The sequence below is a fragment of the Bacteroidota bacterium genome (assembly GCA_039111535.1).
In the GTDB taxonomy this organism is placed as follows: domain Bacteria; phylum Bacteroidota; class Rhodothermia; order Rhodothermales; family JAHQVL01; genus JBCCIM01.
The window spans coordinates 21,417-37,282 of sequence record JBCCIM010000001.1 but is presented as its reverse complement, the minus strand read 5'-3'; the positions used below and the strand labels follow the sequence as shown (position 1 = coordinate 37,282).

The window sequence follows — 15,866 nt, the reverse complement described above, 5'->3', positions numbered from 1 at the left end:
CGCTTAATGCCCGCTAACACGTAACGCATGGGCGGCAATAAAGAGGTTGGTTGCGTTGTGGCGCTTGGGTGGAAGGTCTTTGCGGTGTGTAGACCGGTATCCAAAAAAGGGAAGGTTGTGCGGTAAGGAAAGTGATTGCTGCGTTGCCCGAGTGAAGGCGAATTGAGGTCGGTTAAACTGCGCAAGGTAAGGGTTGAAGGGATACCGGTAGGTTTCAAAACGAAGGGTCTCATCACCTGTTTTAATTTAGGTCAGGTGGCATTTTACTTTTTCGATGAGTCGGGACATGTTGAATGGTTTCGAGATGTAATCGGTTACGCCGTACGCAAGGGCTGTTTGGATTTGTGCGATGGTAACGCGGCTCAGTGAGGTGAGAAAAATCAGCGGCACATCGAACAAGTCGTCATGGGTTCGGATTTTTTGCTGGACCGCAAAGCCGTCCACTTCGGGCATCTTGATGTCCAGCAGAATCAGGTCGGGTAAATGTTGGGTGGCCAGCGCGATACCACGCAAACCTCCAGCGGCTTCGTAGACCAAAAAGCCGGCTTGCTGAAAGCTCGACACTATGTGCCGGCGCATCAGGTCGGCATCTTCAATAACCAGGATTTTCCGAGGCGATGCATTGGGCGCTACCGATTCTTTATAGCTTTCTATTGCCGTTATTGTGTCTTGTCTGAACAGGTTCTTGTGCTGCTCCTGGTCAACAAACGCAGCCTGCTTTAACTGGTTGATGTAGCGATCGACGGAAGCCTGGATTTCCTGGGCTGGCGGCGTTAGCTCTGGTGTACAGATATTGAGTGAGGCAACGAGTTTGCCGGCAAGCTGCGTGACTTCCGGGTAGCCAAAAAAGGTACCTTGCCCGTACAGGTTGTGGGCAATGGTGTTTAACCTGTTCAGGGATATGCTTCCCTCCCCTCTTTTCTCGAGAAAGTGCTGCCAAGTTGTTTCGAGCAAATCCAACTGCTGCACCAGATGGCCAGAGAAAGCAGCAGCAGCAGCTTCGAGCGTTGCGTGAAATTGTGGGTCTGCCGACATGCGCAGGTAGTGGAAAAATAAAGGCTTTTTATCAGTAACAGTTTCGGCATTATATTAATCTGGTAAAGCTTCGCTGCCGGTCGCAGAGGAACAGATACGTCTGGAATTGATAACAAATAACGAGGGCGTAACATTTACATGTGGTTTACGCTTGTAGAATTGTCACGTATGCAGCCGGTGTATACCTGCAATTGGTACAGTGTTTTCCCTTCCGTACCACCATCAAAAATTGTCGGCGAGATAACATGAAGAACATTTTCTATGCAGGGCTAATTCTATTGACCAGTGTAGCTGTGGCCGGGTGCGCAACTTCCCAGACAGATGGCACAGGAAAAACACTGTCCTCTTTGTATGAAGGCGAATCTGTTCAGGTTTTTGTAGAAGGACGTGACAAAGGATTTACGCCTATGACTTTGCGTGTTCGTCGCAGCCTTGGGGAATACGAAGTAGCGCTTAAAAAAGGCAAGTCTATCGTACGCCAGTTTGAGATTGGTATTGAAAGCAGCTCCAACCGTTCACCTGAGCGTCAGGCTGTATTCATGGATTTGGAACGTGATCAAAGCGTAGTCGGTTTGCGAACCTTCGGTATCGAAGACCTCGACTCGCAAAATGACACGCTTTATTATATCCCGCACTATAACGCAGACCTGTCCATTGACGACGTTAGGTACGGTTTGACCCTTATTATTACCGATTAAGGAAACAAAACTCCGCTTTAAGTGCTAGGCTGATAGTTTTCGGGCTAGCACTTATTTGTTTATAGGAAGTATGGCTGATTATTTCGAATACGATGTCATTGTTGTTGGCGGTGGGCACGCTGGCGCTGAGGCTTCTGCCACAGCAGCCCGGATGGGTGCGCGTACCCTGCTGATTACCATGAACCTGCAGGCAATTGGTCAGATGTCGTGCAACCCGGCCATCGGTGGGATCGGAAAAGGCCAACTGGTCCGCGAGATTGACGCGTTGGGCGGACTCATGGGCCGCGTTACGGATGCTACGGGTATCCAGTTTCGTATGCTAAACCAGCGAAAAGGACCGGCTGTTTGGAGTCCGCGTGCCCAGAATGACCGCATGATGTATGCGGAAGCTGTCCGGCGCGACCTGGAGTCCATACCGAATTTGTTTATGCGGATGGACATGGCAACAGCGGTTGAAGTTGAAGATGGGCAAATTGTTGGGGTGCACACGCAATCTGAGCAGTACTTCAAAACGCGTTGTGTAATTCTTACCAGCGGCACCTTTATGAATGGCACCATTCATATTGGTAAAAAGCAGTATGGTGGCGGCCGTGCCGGCGAGCGTGCATCGGTTGGATTGACGGCCTGTTTGCAAAAGCTCGGCTTTGAAAGCGGCCGACTCAAAACCGGTACCCCACCCCGTATCGATGGCCGCTCTGTGGATTTTGCAAAGCTGAAAGAGCAACCCGGTGACCCCGAGGCAAGTCCGTTTTCGTTTATGACTGACAAGCTGCCGGACAGTCAATTGAGCTGCTGGCTGACAGAAACGACGCCGGCTGTGCATGACATCTTGCGGGAAGGATTTGCGGATAGCCCCATGTTTCAGGGGCGTATCCAGGGCCGTGGGCCGCGTTACTGTCCGTCAATCGAAGATAAAATTGACCGTTTTGCGCAGAAGGAAAGCCACCAGGTTTTTCTTGAGCCTGAAGGCTGGGAGACGTATGAGTGGTACGTAAACGGATTTTCGACGAGCCTTTCTGAGGAAGTGCAGTATCGTGCCCTGCGCGAAATTCCGGGGCTTGAAAATGTGCACATGCTTCGCCCGGGCTATGCCATTGAATACGACTACTTCCCGCCTTACCAGGTGCGATACAGCCTCGAGACCAAACTTGTCGAAGGTTTATTCTTTGCCGGACAGATAAACGGCACAACCGGATATGAAGAAGCCGCAGTCCAGGGATTGGTTGCTGGCATTAATGCCGTACAGAAACTGCGCGACAAATCACCGGTAATCTTTAAGCGTTCCGAAGCCTATATCGGGGTGCTCATCGATGACCTTGTGGCAAAAGGGACGGATGAGCCCTATCGCATGTTTACATCGCGCGCTGAGCACAGGCTGCTACTGCGGCAAGACAATGCCGATCTGCGCCTCACTGAAATGGGGTATACGCTAGGCCTGGCAACCAAAGAACGATACGATCGCATGCTTGCTAAAAAAGCGGCGATGGAGGCGATGGAAAAAGTGGTTCGCGATAGAAACGTAAAGCCCGACGTGGTTAACGATTACCTGGAGCAAATAGGGACCTCCCCTATCAAGCAGCCAGAGCGTATTGCCAAGCTTGCGGTGCGTCCCCAGGTGTCCTTGCCGGACCTGCTTTCTCACACTGGGTTGCAGCAGGAAGTGTCTGCTGATGATACCGGACTGGAGAAAATCGCAACGCTGGTTGAAATAGACCTGAAGTATGCCGGCTACCTGCAACGCGAAAGCGAACTGGTCGACAAAATGATCGAACTGGAAGCATGGACCATCCCGCGTGACTTTGATTTCCATCAGGTGCAAAACATAACCATGGAAGCCCGAGAGAAATTAGGGAAAATTCAGCCAGATAACCTCGGCCAGGCGTCTCGGATTAGTGGCGTGAGCCCAGCGGATATATCCGTATTGATGGTTATGTTGAAGAAATACAAGAAGCCGGCCAAGGCAACCTGATAAACGCAGGCCGTTGCAGGGTCTGCTGGCAGGGTTTGTTAAAGCTGGTTTGCCCGCTACACGTACCATTTTAGAAATTCCTTGCAGTCCATCAACGACAAGGCGCCGGTATTATCCCCCGCGCAACAAGAACAACTTGATCAATATGCTGCGCTTCTCGCGCGGTACACTACCAAGCTCAATCTCATTTCTCCCACAACCATCCCCTTCATCCAGGAACGGCACATCGCACACTGCTTGCTGATTGCACGCCGCGGTTTTCCTGCAGGGTGCACGGTGGTTGATTGGGGTACCGGCGGCGGCTTGCCGCTTATTCCCCTTGCCATTGTATTTCCCGACGTCCAGTTCATTGGCGTTGATGCGGTAGAGAAAAAATTACAGGCCATTCGCGCGATGGCGCGTACGATAGGATTGCCCAATCTTAGCACCTGGCATGGTCGAGCAGAAAAATGGGATGGTACGCTGCACTACTCGGTTTCACGCGCTACCGCCCCCCTGTCGACGCTGTGGTCATGGCATACACGCTGTTTCAACACATACAGCCAAAACGCCGCACATAACTGGTCGCAAGGGCTTATTTGCTTGAAAGGTGGCGACCTGGATGCTGAAATTGCATCTTTACATGCGGGTTTTCCGTCTTTAAATGTTGAAAAATCATCAATTGCCGCAATTGAACGTGCATCATTCTATAAAGAGAAGTATATTTTGCACATATGTGATACATTAGAGTGATCGCATCCACCACATTTCCAGTTACCAGTTCTTGTTATGGCTCGCGCTGACCGCATCCTGAACCGAACCGAACGTCTTTTCGCCCTGGTTCTGTTGTTACAAACCCGCCCCAATATGACGTCCCGGGATCTAGCTGAACACTTTAGTGTGAGCCGGCGCACCATCTTTCGTGACCTGCGCGCACTCGGTGAGTCGGGCGTCCCCCTGACTTATGCAGATGGCGGTGGCTATGAAATTTTGGAAGGCTACCAACTCCCCCCACTGATGTTAACGGCAAGGGAAGCTGCTACGCTGTTGCTGGGTACCGAGTTTATGAAGCTGCAGTCCGATGCTTCCCTTGCAAAAGACGCAGATCTGGTAGGTATGAAAATACACCAGGTGTTACCGCGGGAAATCCAGGACTATGTAGAACGCCTGCAGGAAAACACCGTCATGGATCCGTATTGGCTGCACCGCCATGAGCCCAACATTACGGATGCGGAAGAAGGACGGTGGTATGAATTGAGCCAGGCTGTCGCGCGTCAGTATAGTGTGCTGATGGAATACCATGTGGTGAGCAGAAACGAACTTACCCGGCGCACGGTGAATCCGCTTGGCCTGGTTTATTATACAGATCACTGGAATCTGATTGCGTTTGATCAGTTGCGCAGCGACATACGGAGCTTTAGACTCGAAAATATTCAGTCTTTACGCGTGTTGCTCGAGAAGTTTGAGCGTCCGGAAGGTTTTGATCTGGCTGCGCATCTCGCAGAACGCGGTGAGAGTCCCAAAAATATTCCAGTAGCCATTCAGTTCGACAAGTACATGTACCGATGGGCGCGTAGCAGCGTACCGGCTGTTATTGAGGCTGAAGAGGAGGCTGAAGACACGGTTACGGTTCGATTCGAATTCGAAAACATGGACTATCTCGCCGGCTGGTTACTGCGTTATGGCCCAACAGCGCAGGTGCTGGAGCCAGACCAGCTGAAACACCTGCTCAGGGCAAAGGCTGAGCAAATTGTCGCACAATACAACGCTTGAGCAGGTTAGTGGCAATTTCTTATCTTGCGCATCCCCCCTCTTTACAGGCTTTGTCAAGTATTTTGCGTGCTACCTTTCAGCGTTTAGAAATAAAATGAAGCGGTCAATTTTGGTTTATAGTGCCGTGATCGGGCTGGCTGCATTCTCGCTGCATTGGCTAAACTATAAATACACGGTCCGCATTTTCTCGCCTGAAATTTATGCCCTGATCATTGCGCTCACCTTTACCTGTCTCGGCATATGGGTTGGCTTAAAGCTTACCGGTAACCGCAAGGCAGCCGACACGTTCGAAAGAAATCAGCGCGCCCTCGAATATTTGGGTATCAGCGATAGAGAATATGACGTGCTATTGTTATTGGCAGAAGGCTTGTCAAATAAAGAAATAGCAGACCGCCTGTTTGTCTCCCCCAACACCATCAAAACCCACCTGGCCCACTTATACCAGAAACTGGAAGTGTCTCGCCGGCAGCAGGCAATCAACAAAGCGAAAGAGCTGCAGATGATTCCCTGAACTCATTAAAATGGGTGAATGGGGCAAAATCACCCGCATGGGTGATGCTATTCGTACCACTGCCGGCTAGTTTCATCGCCAGTTATTTTCTAAACCGAGGCGTAAAATGAAAAAGCATATTGTTCTCTATGGTGTCATTTCAGGATCAATTATTATCAGCAGTATCATCCTGAGTTTGGTGACTTCAAACGCAGACACTTCGATGGCAGCGCTTGAATGGTTGGGTTATCTGGTCATGCTGGTTGCGCTGAGTGTCATTTTTGTGGCCATCAAGCGGTACCGCGATCAGGAATTGGGGGGTGTGATCAAGTTTGGGACGGCCCTGCTGATGGGATTGGGCATTTCTCTTGTTGCAAGCCTGATTTACGTATTGGCCTGGGAGGCGCACCTGGCAATTACAGATTATGCGTTTATTGATACCTACATTGCTGGCGTTATTTCGGCCAAAGAAGCTGCCGGTGTAACCGGGGCAGAACTGGAGCAAATTGTTGTAGAAATGGACCAGTTGAAAACGCGTTACAGCAATCCGTTATTCCGTTTGTTTATTACCTTCAGCGAGATTTTCCCTGTAGGCTTGTTGGTGTCTCTGATTTCTGCAGCTGTACTGAGAAATGCAAAAGTTCTGCCGGCTAACGTTGCCTGAATTTCTTTGCTGTCTAAATTCCTTTAACGTTTTTAATCTGAAAAACAATGGAAGCGCAAATTGCATTATTGAAAGCCATGGTCGGAAACTGGAAAGGGACATGCCGTACCTGGTTTGAGCCCAATAAACTGGCTGATGAGTCAGCTGTGGAAGGTGAAATGCAGATGTTGCCGCACGGTCCTTTTTTACGGCACACCTATACCGGTGAGATGCAGGGCAAAACCAGGGCCGGCGAAGAGACCATCACATGCAACAAAGCGACATCAAATTTTGAAGTGTCATGGTTCGACAGTTTTCATATGAACTATGCTATCATGTTTTCTGTTGGCCCCGCCGCTGATAGCGAAAGTAATGCATTCTCTGTTGCGGGCACGTACAGCGTTGGGCCAGAATTTCCTGATTGGGGATGGCGCACTACCTATGCCCTCGAAAATGAAAACAAGCTGGTCATCACTGCTTACAATATCACCCCGGAAGGGTTGGAAGCGAAGGCCGTTGAAACAGTTTACACAAGGGCTTGAACGCGCAGCGCTTCGAAGTCCAATTGAGAGCCTATTATGAAATACGAAGTATCATCTGTAGCAGAATACCTGGAAGCTATACCCGAGGAACGCAAGCCAGCCTTTAATAGGTTGCTCGAAGTTATTCAGGAAAATATCCCCGAAGGCTTTGCGGAAACCATGCTGTATGGTATGCCAGCGTTTGTGGTACCCCATTCGATGTATCCGGATGGCTATCATTGCAAACCAAGCGATCCGCTCCCATTTGTCAATATCGCTTCGCAGAAGAATTTCATTGCCCTGTATCACATGGGCATTTATGCAGATCGCGAGTTGCTTGCCTGGTTTGAGGGGGAATATCCGAAGCATAGCAAGACCAAGCTCAACATGGGCAAGAGTTGTATTCGCTTCAAAAATATAAAAACAATTCCGTATGATCTGATCGCAGAGTTGATCAGAAAGATGCCACCAGAAAAGTGGATCGGCATTTACGAAGCGAGCCGGCAGAAGTAGTTGGTACATCGCTGGGAATTTGTTCTGGCTACTGGTTGGATGCAGGCATCTTGCTGTTGAGTTGAGCGTAGGATAGAAGGCGCTTATCCACCTGCGCCCCGGTATCATCAGGATCAGCATTTTGTACATATGTACTACCGTTCCATCGTGGGATTAGTGTTTCTGTTCAGCATGGCTTCATGCTTAGGCATGGGGTGTGGTGAATTGCGTCCTACCCATGATGATGCCCGTAAGGCTTTTTCAGAATTGCTGCTCGTTCAGGAGGCGCATCAAAAGTCGATTGCTGATCTGATTCTTGCTGAAGCGCCGGCTTATCAGGCCATAGTTGCCCGTGATACCGCACTTGTACTCGACACATGGCGGCGCCGGCAACTGCAATTTGAATACCTCCTCAACTCCGATCCCGACAGGTTGCGGTTGCGTCGTGGGCGCGAAGGCATGGTATCTTTTGGCTGGACCGAAGAAGATGCTGCACAACTTTCACGTGAAACACCCCGGTACGAGCAACTCGAACAGGCCATCTTATCCCATGAAACGTGGCTTGCCGCATACAAAATGCAGGACGCTGATGCTGTTGCTTTCTTTGATGATATGGACGCGACTGTTGCAATGCGCAATTTACGGCGGGTATATGGCCGGGACGAGCAAGCCATTGTCTTGCGCTATCGCCTATCAGCGATTCTGAAAGAAGAATAGCGCGCTACGGGGTTATAGTACTGAAGTCAACTGTTTCGTTGTGTAGTTGATTAGTGCCGCGCTATACTGGGTGCCTTGAGGTTGCTTGAATGTAACCGATACTGCAAATCAAATCTGGACTCAGCATTTGAATAGCAGAAGCATGTTTTGGGTATCCCTTATTTTCGCCCTGATCTTTTCTTTTCCGGTTGATAACCGGACAACTGACCACCTTGTGCAGCAGGATGCCACCGTGCATGAGGTAGCAATGGTCGAACGTTCCATGAACCCACCCGAGCAGCCGGCCTGGTCGCGCTCTGTGTGGGGCACCCTTCTTTTTGTATCGCTTGTCATTGCGCTCATTTTTGGTGGTGCATACGGCATACATCTATACCAGATGCGACACCTCCACAAGCGCGCAGACGAACTGGAGCACGTCGTTTCTCTTCGTACGGATGAAGTTAACCGAATCAACCAGGCGCACAGCGATGTAATCAATGCGCTCGCGGCTACCAATGGTGCCCTGCTTGACACAAACGACTTGTTGGAGCGCGCTAATGATCGCCTCAACTGGGCGAATAGCCAGTTGTCGCATACCAACCGTTCGCTTGAAATGCGCACGGCAGAATTGAATTTTGCCCTGGAGCAAAATCGGGAAATTTTAGGGGTTACCGTACACGATCTCAAAAACCCGCTTGGCGGCGTGCTGGGCATATCCGAAATAATCCAGGAAGACCTCGCGTATATGCCGAACCACGAACGTATGCCGGATGTGCAGGAAAATGTCGGCCTTGTACACCAGGCTGCCAAGCAGATGTTGCTTAATGTTGAAGGGATGCTGGACAGGCACGGGCATGGTGCAAAAGGGCCGCTTCAGAAAGAGGAAGTGTTTCTCAATGACATCATCGTTACCACGCTGAAATGGAATCGTGTACATGCAAAAAACAAAGGCCTGAAAATCTTCTTTAGTGGTCAGCAAGAAAAAGTAGCCGTTCGGGTAGATGTGACTGCGATGCAGCGTGTGCTGGACAATCTGCTTTCAAATGCAATTAAATACAGTGCAATGCACGGTCGTATCTGGGTTGAAATGTTGACGCAGGAGAAGGATGTATGGGTAAGCGTACGCGATGAAGGTCCCGGATTAACAGACGAAGATTTGCAACTTGTGTTTGGCAAGCAGCAACGGTTATCGGCCCAACCAACCGCCGGCGAGCACTCTTCCGGATATGGCCTCTACATTGTAAAGCAATTCATCGAGCAGCATGGTGGCCAGGTGGGTGTGGAAAGTGTATTGGGAGAAGGCGCTGCATTCTGGTTTAAAATTCCTGTAGCTGAATCTGTAGCCGCGCCGAGTTATGCCCTTGGTGCTCTCGTATAGACAGCTTGGATAAACAAGAAGGTTGCCCGCTGCAAACTACCGCCTCGATCCTACGGTGTTTGCAACAGGCAACCTTTATTGCTTACTCGGTTGTCTTGGTCTATATCGGGTTAAAAGGTGTGTTGTTTATTGCCAGGTTACGTGCAGTACGGCAGCTGATTGTGCCCCGTTTTCGTAGGCTGCAAAGTTTCGCCATCCGGTGCCTGAGAGCCTGAAAGCAAGCGCGTTGTTGCTGTTCCAGCCTGGCCGATTAACAATCTCCTGGACAATTGCAGACAGGTCAGGTGTTTGCTGCGCCGGCCCGGCTTCACCTTCTGTATTCCAGGCAGCTGGGACCCAGTTTGCCGAAGCATTCGTGACGGCTCTCGAAGTAATATTCCGTTTTGAATTCGAGAAGGTCGCAGCATTATCCGCATCCATACCTGAGATCGTCAGGTTGGTGTGCGTGCTTGAGACTGCATACGTCGTCATCTGGATATAAGCACCCGTGATGGTTGCACCCTGCGGAATATTCAGATCGGTGAACCGGAGGCCGGTGTGCCATGCACTGCTACCATTTCCGAGATAAATCTCGTCATAACCCAGATACATGCTGCCGCGTGAAGGGCTTTCTTCTGCATCGTCAGACGGACTGCTGATCGCAGCGGTAGCACTATTGCCACCACTTCCACCTGTTGAAGGTGCCGGCGTGAAGCCTGTGTTCAACCACTCAATGTGCAAGACTGGCGCTGCAGAAGGGTTGGCATCATACGATACGGCTGCATGGCTACCTGAACCCGTAAGCATAATGGCGAGGCTATTGCCGGCCTGCCAACCCTGCTGGCTGACAATTTCCTGCACAACTTCTGCGATGTCACTTGTACGCTGGGCAATCCCACTGTCGCCTTCATCATCCCATTCGCCTGGCGTCCAGGTTGCAGACGCATTGGTGAGCGGACGGTTTGTTAGCGAGTAGTCTGTATAGGCAAAGTACCCGGCATTTGCTGAAGCTTCACCCTTGATAACCAGTGACGTGTTACTTTCCGATTCGCGGTCAGCCGTGAACTGGATGTAGGCATTGGTAATGGTTGCGCCTTGCGGGATGTTGATCCCGTTGTACCGCAATCCTACCATTTGCCCGGCACTGGTGTTTTGCGGGTCGTCTGCCAACTCCAGATCCGGGCTCTGGTTATAGAACACGCCATTTGTGGTCCCCTGCTCAGCATCGTCTGCGGCGTTGTTAATTGCAACCGAGAACATTTCTGTAGATGCATTGCCTACCCAAACCGATTTGTTGGTTGTGGAGTTCGGCGTACCGACCACGTAGTCTTTTGCATCTTCAAGCAGGGCTTCCAAAACCTGTCCTGGTGTTGCGTACGGATTATGGGCAAGGTAAAGGGCTGCGGCGCCGGCTACGTGTGGCGCTGCCATCGAGGTACCGGTCATCGACATGGGTCGGCCATTGCCAGACTGACTTGCTTCCAGCGAAATCACTGCTTCACCCGGTGCAAGAATATCGATGGCCGGACCAAAGTTGGAGAAGGTCGAAAAAACACCGTTGACATCATACGACCCTACAGTAATGGCATCACGGGCATGAGCCGGTGTTACTTTGGATGCGTTGATGGCCTGGTTTCCTGCAGCGACAATCATCACAATGCCGGCATCTGATGCCGTTTGTACTGCTTGATCCAAAGCCGTGTAGGTTTCCGTTCCAATGTCTTCACCAAGGCTCATGTTGACAACCATGGGCCGTGACGGATTGGCTTCTTTCTCCTGGATGAGGTATTCAACAGCCGCAATAACCACAGAGACATCGGTTCTGCCGTCATCGTTCAGCACTTTGTAATTGTGTACCCGAACACCCGGCGCAACACCAACAAGGCCATCGTAATCGTCGATAGCGCCGATAATGCCGGCCACGTGCGTACCGTGTCCATCATAATCAATCGGATCACCGCTCAAGGTGCTGTCCCGGAAATCAATTGAAGTTGAGATGTTTAATTCATCATTGGTCACGCCCGTGTCCAATACATAAACATCAACATCAACAGCGCCTTTGCCGTCTCCGGAGCGCGCCCAACTGTCTTTACCACCAACGGTAGCGACGCTCCAGGGAATCATTTGGCCGGAAGAACTTGTGCCGGCGGCGGGTAATGGTGTTTCAATGTTGAAGTCAGGTTCGATCCAGAGGATATCCGGATCGGACTCAAGCATGTCGAGGAATGCGTTGTATTCAGAGAGTCCTTCAAGATCATCTACTGAAATAGCAAAACCTTCAAAGGCTTCGCTGTATTCGTAGCGGTCGAGGATTCTGTAGCGATCCAGAATACGATAGCGGTCGAGGATTCTGTAGCGATCCAGCACACGCTGGGGTTCTATAGCGATAATCAATCCGAGGCTGTTACTCCCTGATTTGTTCGCTTGTCCTTGTTTTACTGCCTTATCCAGCAAGCTCTTATGCCGGAATTTTTCATCGGGGGTAGTTGCCAGGTCGATAATGTCTGTTTCGTCGCTGTTGAGCAAGCCATCACATCCTTGCAGGATTGCTGGGCTCAGGAACAGGAAAGCGAGGACAGCCAGGCTGTACCAACTGGTTTTTTTGGGGGGGATTCGACTCATGTTTCACCGAATTAATGCAATGGTACATCTTCGGCGGGTGCGGTTGATCGAGTCCTTCTTTTAGGGGGTGGTAAAATGATGGTATTGTGATTGCTATCAAAGAAGGTGCCGGAATTGAATGATAGAAAACAATACCAAAAACGCAGATTTGCATGTTACCAGTATCTGGCACTGGTTTTCGAATTGTAATGCCGCGAGAAAAAAAGTGATGCCCCGACCCATTGTTTTTATTCCATACGTATTGATTAAGGCTCTAACGATTGGGGTCGATAATTTATTTACCGCTGGCATCCCCGTCCAATCTCGAACTTCCCTTACTGGCATGTACCGGCAAAAAACGCTTGTGCTATCCTTTTTCCTCATCCTGCTTACGGCATGCGGGATTTTGTCCCCTTTTGTGCAATTTGCACGGGCCCAGTACCTTAGTCCAGAAAAAACCCTGACGCAGTTTGTCCATAATGTTTGGGGAACGGAAGAAGGATTGCCCCAGGGATCGGTGAATGCGATTGCGCAAACAGATGACGGATATCTGTGGTTTGGCACCCAGGAAGGATTGGTTCGCTTTGATGGAGAGGAGATGCATGTCTATGACAAGCGATCGGTTGCTGAGTTTGAATCCAATGACATCCGCATATTGCACGTCGACCGACAAGGTACATTGTGGATTGGTACCCGCGACGCCGGCTTGATGCGGTACAAAGGCGGACGCTTTGCAGTGCCGGTGCGGCAAGACAGCTTGCGCGATGCCCGCATTTCTGCAATCGCCGAGGGCCAAAATGAAGATCATCTCTGGATCGGGACTTCTGGCTCCGGATTGAAAAAACTGGCCCGTGGGAAAATCTCCAGCGTACCGGGTGTCGAAACCGGCCACATTACTGCGCTTTACGAAACCCCTGATGGTGTCCTCTGGATTGGCACCCACGACGCCGGCCTGATTCGCTATGCCCATGGCGAAACGCAAACCTTCACTGTCGAAGAAGGGCTCCCTGATAATAACATTACGGCCCTTTCCAGCAGCCGGCATGGCGGAATATGGATAGGTACCAAAGGCGGGCTGGTGCATTATCATGCGGGCAGTTTCTTCACCATAACCGTTGAGCATGGCCTTTCAGCTGACAACATCACTTCCCTTTTTGAAGATAAAATTGGTAGCCTCTGGATAGGCACCAATCAGGAAGGTGTTGACAGACTTGTGCTGGATTTGCCTGCGATGGAGTCGCAAATCGATGCACAAGCCATCACCACAAAGCCAGAACTCGTGCTGGCAATGCATGCGTCCTTTCATGACCACATGCAAATTGACATTTTTGCTACCCAGCATGGGTTGAGCTACCACACCGTCAAATCGCTTTTCCAGGACGAAGAAGGCAACATGTGGCTGGGTACTGATGGCGGTGGTGTGAATATGCTCCGCGAAGGTAAGTTCACGACTTACACGTCTCACGAAGGTGTTGCGGATGACTTTATCCTTGCCATCCATGAAGCAGATGATGGCAGCATGTGGTTCAGTACGGAGAAAGGGGTCAGTCGGTTAAAAGACGGCAATATCACCTCGCTCACTGCAGCAGACGGTTTGGGCGCAGACTACGTTATCTCAGTAGAAAGCACGCCTGATGGTAGTTTATGGTTTGGCACCTTTGGTGGCGGTTTATCCCAGTTGAAGAACGGTGTCCTGAAAACCTACACGACAGAAGATGGCCTACCAAATAATGCCATCTTTGGCCTCTATACGGCGAAGAATGGGGACCTCTGGATTGCAACAGGCAGAGGCGCAGCGGTTTATGATGGTAACACCTTCGTCCCTTACACAAAAGCTGAGGGGTTATCCAGTGATTACGTCACCGTTATGCTCGAGCGTGCAAACGGTGATATGTGGATCGCCACGTATGACAATGGCATTAACCGCGTTGTTGATGGCCGCATCGAGCCGCTCAAAACCAAAGATGGCTTATCACATAACGAGGTGCTTTCGCTGCATGAGGATGAAGACGGCGTAATGTGGATTGGTACCTATGGCGGTGGACTGAATCGCGTGGATGGTGAGTCGGTGACGGTGTATTCAACAAAAGAAGGCCTATTTAATGACAACATCCAGGAGATCCTGGAAGATGACAATGGCAATTTGTGGATGAGCTGCAACCTGGGGCTGTTTCGGGTAAATAAAGCGGAGCTTAAAGCTTTTGCGGAAGGCAAGGCTGATCGCATAACCTCTCACGCTTACGACACCTCTGATGGATTGAAGACGCGAGAATTCAATGGTGGTGTTCAACCCGCCGGCTGGAAAAGCCAGGACGGCCAGCTCTGGTTTCCCTCGAGCAAAGGGGTTGCGATGATTGATCCAGATCACATCTTGCAGAATCCTTTCCCGCCCAGGATGATTATGGAGCAGGTGTTGATTGATGGCGAGGAGGCTTCCCTTGCTGGTAACCTCGAGCTATCTCCCGGGAAGAACAAAGTGGAATTTCATTATGTCGGGCTCAGCTATATCTCCCCTGAAAATGTTCATTACCAGTATAAATTGGAAGGAGTAGATGAGGATTGGGTGGATGCCGGCTCCCGGCGCGCTGCATACTATACCAACCTCGAGCCCGGGCCTTATACGTTTTATGTCAAAGCGTTTAACAATGATGGCCTTGAAAGCAAAGCTGCCATCACGTACGGCTTTTATCTACGCCCTTTCTTTTACCAGACCATCTGGTTCTATATCTGCCTGTTTATAACTATTGTTCTTGGCTTTATCGGCATTTACAGATGGCGTGTGGCGAAAATTAAAGCACACGAGAAAAAGCTGGAGCACCTTGTTGATCAACGGACCCGTAACCTTGAAGAACGCACCGCTGATCTGATGCAGGCACTCGAAGAGAACAAAGAGATTCTCGGCATCACGTCGCACGATTTAAAAAATCCACTGGGCGGCATTATCGGTCTTGCTGATATTCTTATAGAAGACCTGAACCTGTTGACGTCAGATCCGACGGTAGATGATGGAATCGAGAATGTGCGATTGATGAAAACCGAAGCTGAACGAATGTTACGGATTGTGACGGACCTGCTTGATCGGCACAACAGGGAAGAATTGGTTAATCACGGTCGCGAAACGATTAATTTGGTTGATCTGGTAAAAGACTCGATCCGTCGCAACAAGCCGGCCGCTGAGAGCAAAGAAATTGCGATCCATTTCGAAAACCAAAACGTACTGCTTGTCGAGGCTGATGAAGATGCTATGCTGCGTGTGGCGGACAACCTCATTTCCAATGCCGTCAAATACAGTCCGTCCAACCGCAATATCTGGATTACTCTAACACCTGATGGAGACGAGGTGTGCATGCGTGTCAAAGATGAAGGGCCAGGGCTGACAGAAGAAGACAAACACCACGTGTTTGGTAAGTTGCAACGCTTGAGTGCCCGGCCCACCGCCGGCGAACATTCAAGCGGACTCGGGCTCTTTATTGTTAAACAACTTATTGAAGAAGTTGAAGGCGCAGTTGGTGTGGAAAGCGAATTTGGCAATGGCGCCTGCTTCTGGGTACGCCTGCCGCTACAGAATGCATTTGCTGCTGTATAATTGGCCTTAAGTGCTTAATAAACAGT

13 protein-coding genes are annotated in these 15,866 nt (G+C 50.3%); 11 read left to right on the top strand and 2 right to left on the bottom strand.

All coding sequences use genetic code 11. From position 1 onward, the window contains the following. Window positions 1-246: 246 nt before the first annotated feature. On the bottom strand, window positions 247-1,035 hold the full coding sequence (locus tag AAF564_00160) for a response regulator (protein MEM8483924.1): 789 nt from the start codon (window positions 1,033-1,035) through the stop codon (window positions 247-249). Window positions 1,036-1,280: 245 nt separating this feature from the next. On the opposite strand from AAF564_00160, the gene AAF564_00155 reads away from it, so the two are divergent. The 10 genes from AAF564_00155 to AAF564_00110 all read left to right on the top strand — a co-directional run bounded on the left by AAF564_00155 (window position 1,281) and on the right by AAF564_00110 (window position 9,674). Continuing rightward, entirely contained in the window at window positions 1,281-1,733 is a 453-nt protein-coding gene (locus AAF564_00155; protein ID MEM8483923.1) for a hypothetical protein, read from the top strand. Between the two features lie 70 nt (window positions 1,734-1,803). Beyond that, window positions 1,804-3,702, top strand: coding sequence for a tRNA uridine-5-carboxymethylaminomethyl(34) synthesis enzyme MnmG (gene mnmG / locus AAF564_00150; GenBank protein MEM8483922.1), 1,899 nt, complete (start codon window positions 1,804-1,806; stop codon window positions 3,700-3,702). Between the two features lie 81 nt (window positions 3,703-3,783). Then, complete coding sequence (locus AAF564_00145) at window positions 3,784-4,434, top strand: RsmG family class I SAM-dependent methyltransferase (GenBank protein MEM8483921.1); 651 nt, start codon at window positions 3,784-3,786, stop codon at window positions 4,432-4,434. Window positions 4,435-4,470: 36 nt separating this feature from the next. Next, window positions 4,471-5,454, top strand: a complete 984-nt coding sequence (locus AAF564_00140) for a YafY family protein (GenBank protein MEM8483920.1) — start codon at window positions 4,471-4,473, stop codon at window positions 5,452-5,454. Between the two features lie 94 nt (window positions 5,455-5,548). Continuing rightward, the gene (locus tag AAF564_00135) at window positions 5,549-5,965 is read left to right on the top strand and encodes a response regulator transcription factor (protein ID MEM8483919.1); all 417 of its coding nucleotides are present in this window, start codon (window positions 5,549-5,551) and stop codon (window positions 5,963-5,965) included. A 106-nt stretch (window positions 5,966-6,071) separates the two neighbouring features. Next, window positions 6,072-6,608, top strand: coding sequence for a DUF4199 domain-containing protein (locus AAF564_00130; GenBank protein ID MEM8483918.1), 537 nt, complete (start codon window positions 6,072-6,074; stop codon window positions 6,606-6,608). 47 nt (window positions 6,609-6,655) lie between these two features. Next, complete coding sequence (locus AAF564_00125; GenBank protein MEM8483917.1) at window positions 6,656-7,129, top strand: DUF1579 family protein; 474 nt, start codon at window positions 6,656-6,658, stop codon at window positions 7,127-7,129. Between the two features lie 36 nt (window positions 7,130-7,165). Further along, window positions 7,166-7,621, top strand: a complete 456-nt coding sequence (locus AAF564_00120) for a DUF1801 domain-containing protein (GenBank protein ID MEM8483916.1) — start codon at window positions 7,166-7,168, stop codon at window positions 7,619-7,621. Between the two features lie 171 nt (window positions 7,622-7,792). Beyond that, the gene (locus tag AAF564_00115) at window positions 7,793-8,317 is read left to right on the top strand and encodes a hypothetical protein (GenBank protein MEM8483915.1); all 525 of its coding nucleotides are present in this window, start codon (window positions 7,793-7,795) and stop codon (window positions 8,315-8,317) included. Between the two features lie 142 nt (window positions 8,318-8,459). Continuing rightward, window positions 8,460-9,674, top strand: a complete 1,215-nt coding sequence (locus AAF564_00110) for a HAMP domain-containing sensor histidine kinase (GenBank protein MEM8483914.1) — start codon at window positions 8,460-8,462, stop codon at window positions 9,672-9,674. Between the two features lie 126 nt (window positions 9,675-9,800). On the opposite strand, the gene AAF564_00105 is transcribed toward AAF564_00110, so the two are convergent. Continuing rightward, window positions 9,801-12,275: a S8 family serine peptidase gene (locus AAF564_00105; protein ID MEM8483913.1), complete on the bottom strand. Its 2,475-nt coding sequence runs from the start codon at window positions 12,273-12,275 to the stop codon at window positions 9,801-9,803. Between the two features lie 322 nt (window positions 12,276-12,597). Between AAF564_00105 and AAF564_00100 the strand changes: the two genes are divergently transcribed. Continuing rightward, window positions 12,598-15,840, top strand: coding sequence for a two-component regulator propeller domain-containing protein (locus AAF564_00100; protein MEM8483912.1), 3,243 nt, complete (start codon window positions 12,598-12,600; stop codon window positions 15,838-15,840). Window positions 15,841-15,866: the final 26 nt, after the last annotated feature.

What these genes read in the sequence shown, in the direction of transcription:
- AAF564_00135 (MEM8483919.1), top strand. Translation starts at nt 5,549, where the DNA reads ATGAAGCGGTCAATTTTGGTTTATAGTGCCGTGATCGGGCTGGCTGCA.
- AAF564_00125 (MEM8483917.1), top strand. Translation starts at nt 6,656, where the DNA reads ATGGAAGCGCAAATTGCATTATTGAAAGCCATGGTCGGAAACTGGAAA.
- AAF564_00100 (MEM8483912.1), top strand. Translation starts at nt 12,598, where the DNA reads ATGTACCGGCAAAAAACGCTTGTGCTATCCTTTTTCCTCATCCTGCTT.
- AAF564_00120 (MEM8483916.1), top strand. Translation starts at nt 7,166, where the DNA reads ATGAAATACGAAGTATCATCTGTAGCAGAATACCTGGAAGCTATACCC.
- mnmG (MEM8483922.1), top strand. Translation starts at nt 1,804, where the DNA reads ATGGCTGATTATTTCGAATACGATGTCATTGTTGTTGGCGGTGGGCAC.
- AAF564_00130 (MEM8483918.1), top strand. Translation starts at nt 6,072, where the DNA reads ATGAAAAAGCATATTGTTCTCTATGGTGTCATTTCAGGATCAATTATT.
- AAF564_00110 (MEM8483914.1), top strand. Translation starts at nt 8,460, where the DNA reads ATGTTTTGGGTATCCCTTATTTTCGCCCTGATCTTTTCTTTTCCGGTT.
- AAF564_00155 (MEM8483923.1), top strand. Translation starts at nt 1,281, where the DNA reads ATGAAGAACATTTTCTATGCAGGGCTAATTCTATTGACCAGTGTAGCT.
- AAF564_00160 (MEM8483924.1), bottom strand. Translation starts at nt 1,035, where the DNA reads ATGTCGGCAGACCCACAATTTCACGCAACGCTCGAAGCTGCTGCTGCT.
- AAF564_00140 (MEM8483920.1), top strand. Translation starts at nt 4,471, where the DNA reads ATGGCTCGCGCTGACCGCATCCTGAACCGAACCGAACGTCTTTTCGCC.
- AAF564_00115 (MEM8483915.1), top strand. Translation starts at nt 7,793, where the DNA reads ATGGCTTCATGCTTAGGCATGGGGTGTGGTGAATTGCGTCCTACCCAT.
- AAF564_00105 (MEM8483913.1), bottom strand. Translation starts at nt 12,275, where the DNA reads ATGAGTCGAATCCCCCCCAAAAAAACCAGTTGGTACAGCCTGGCTGTC.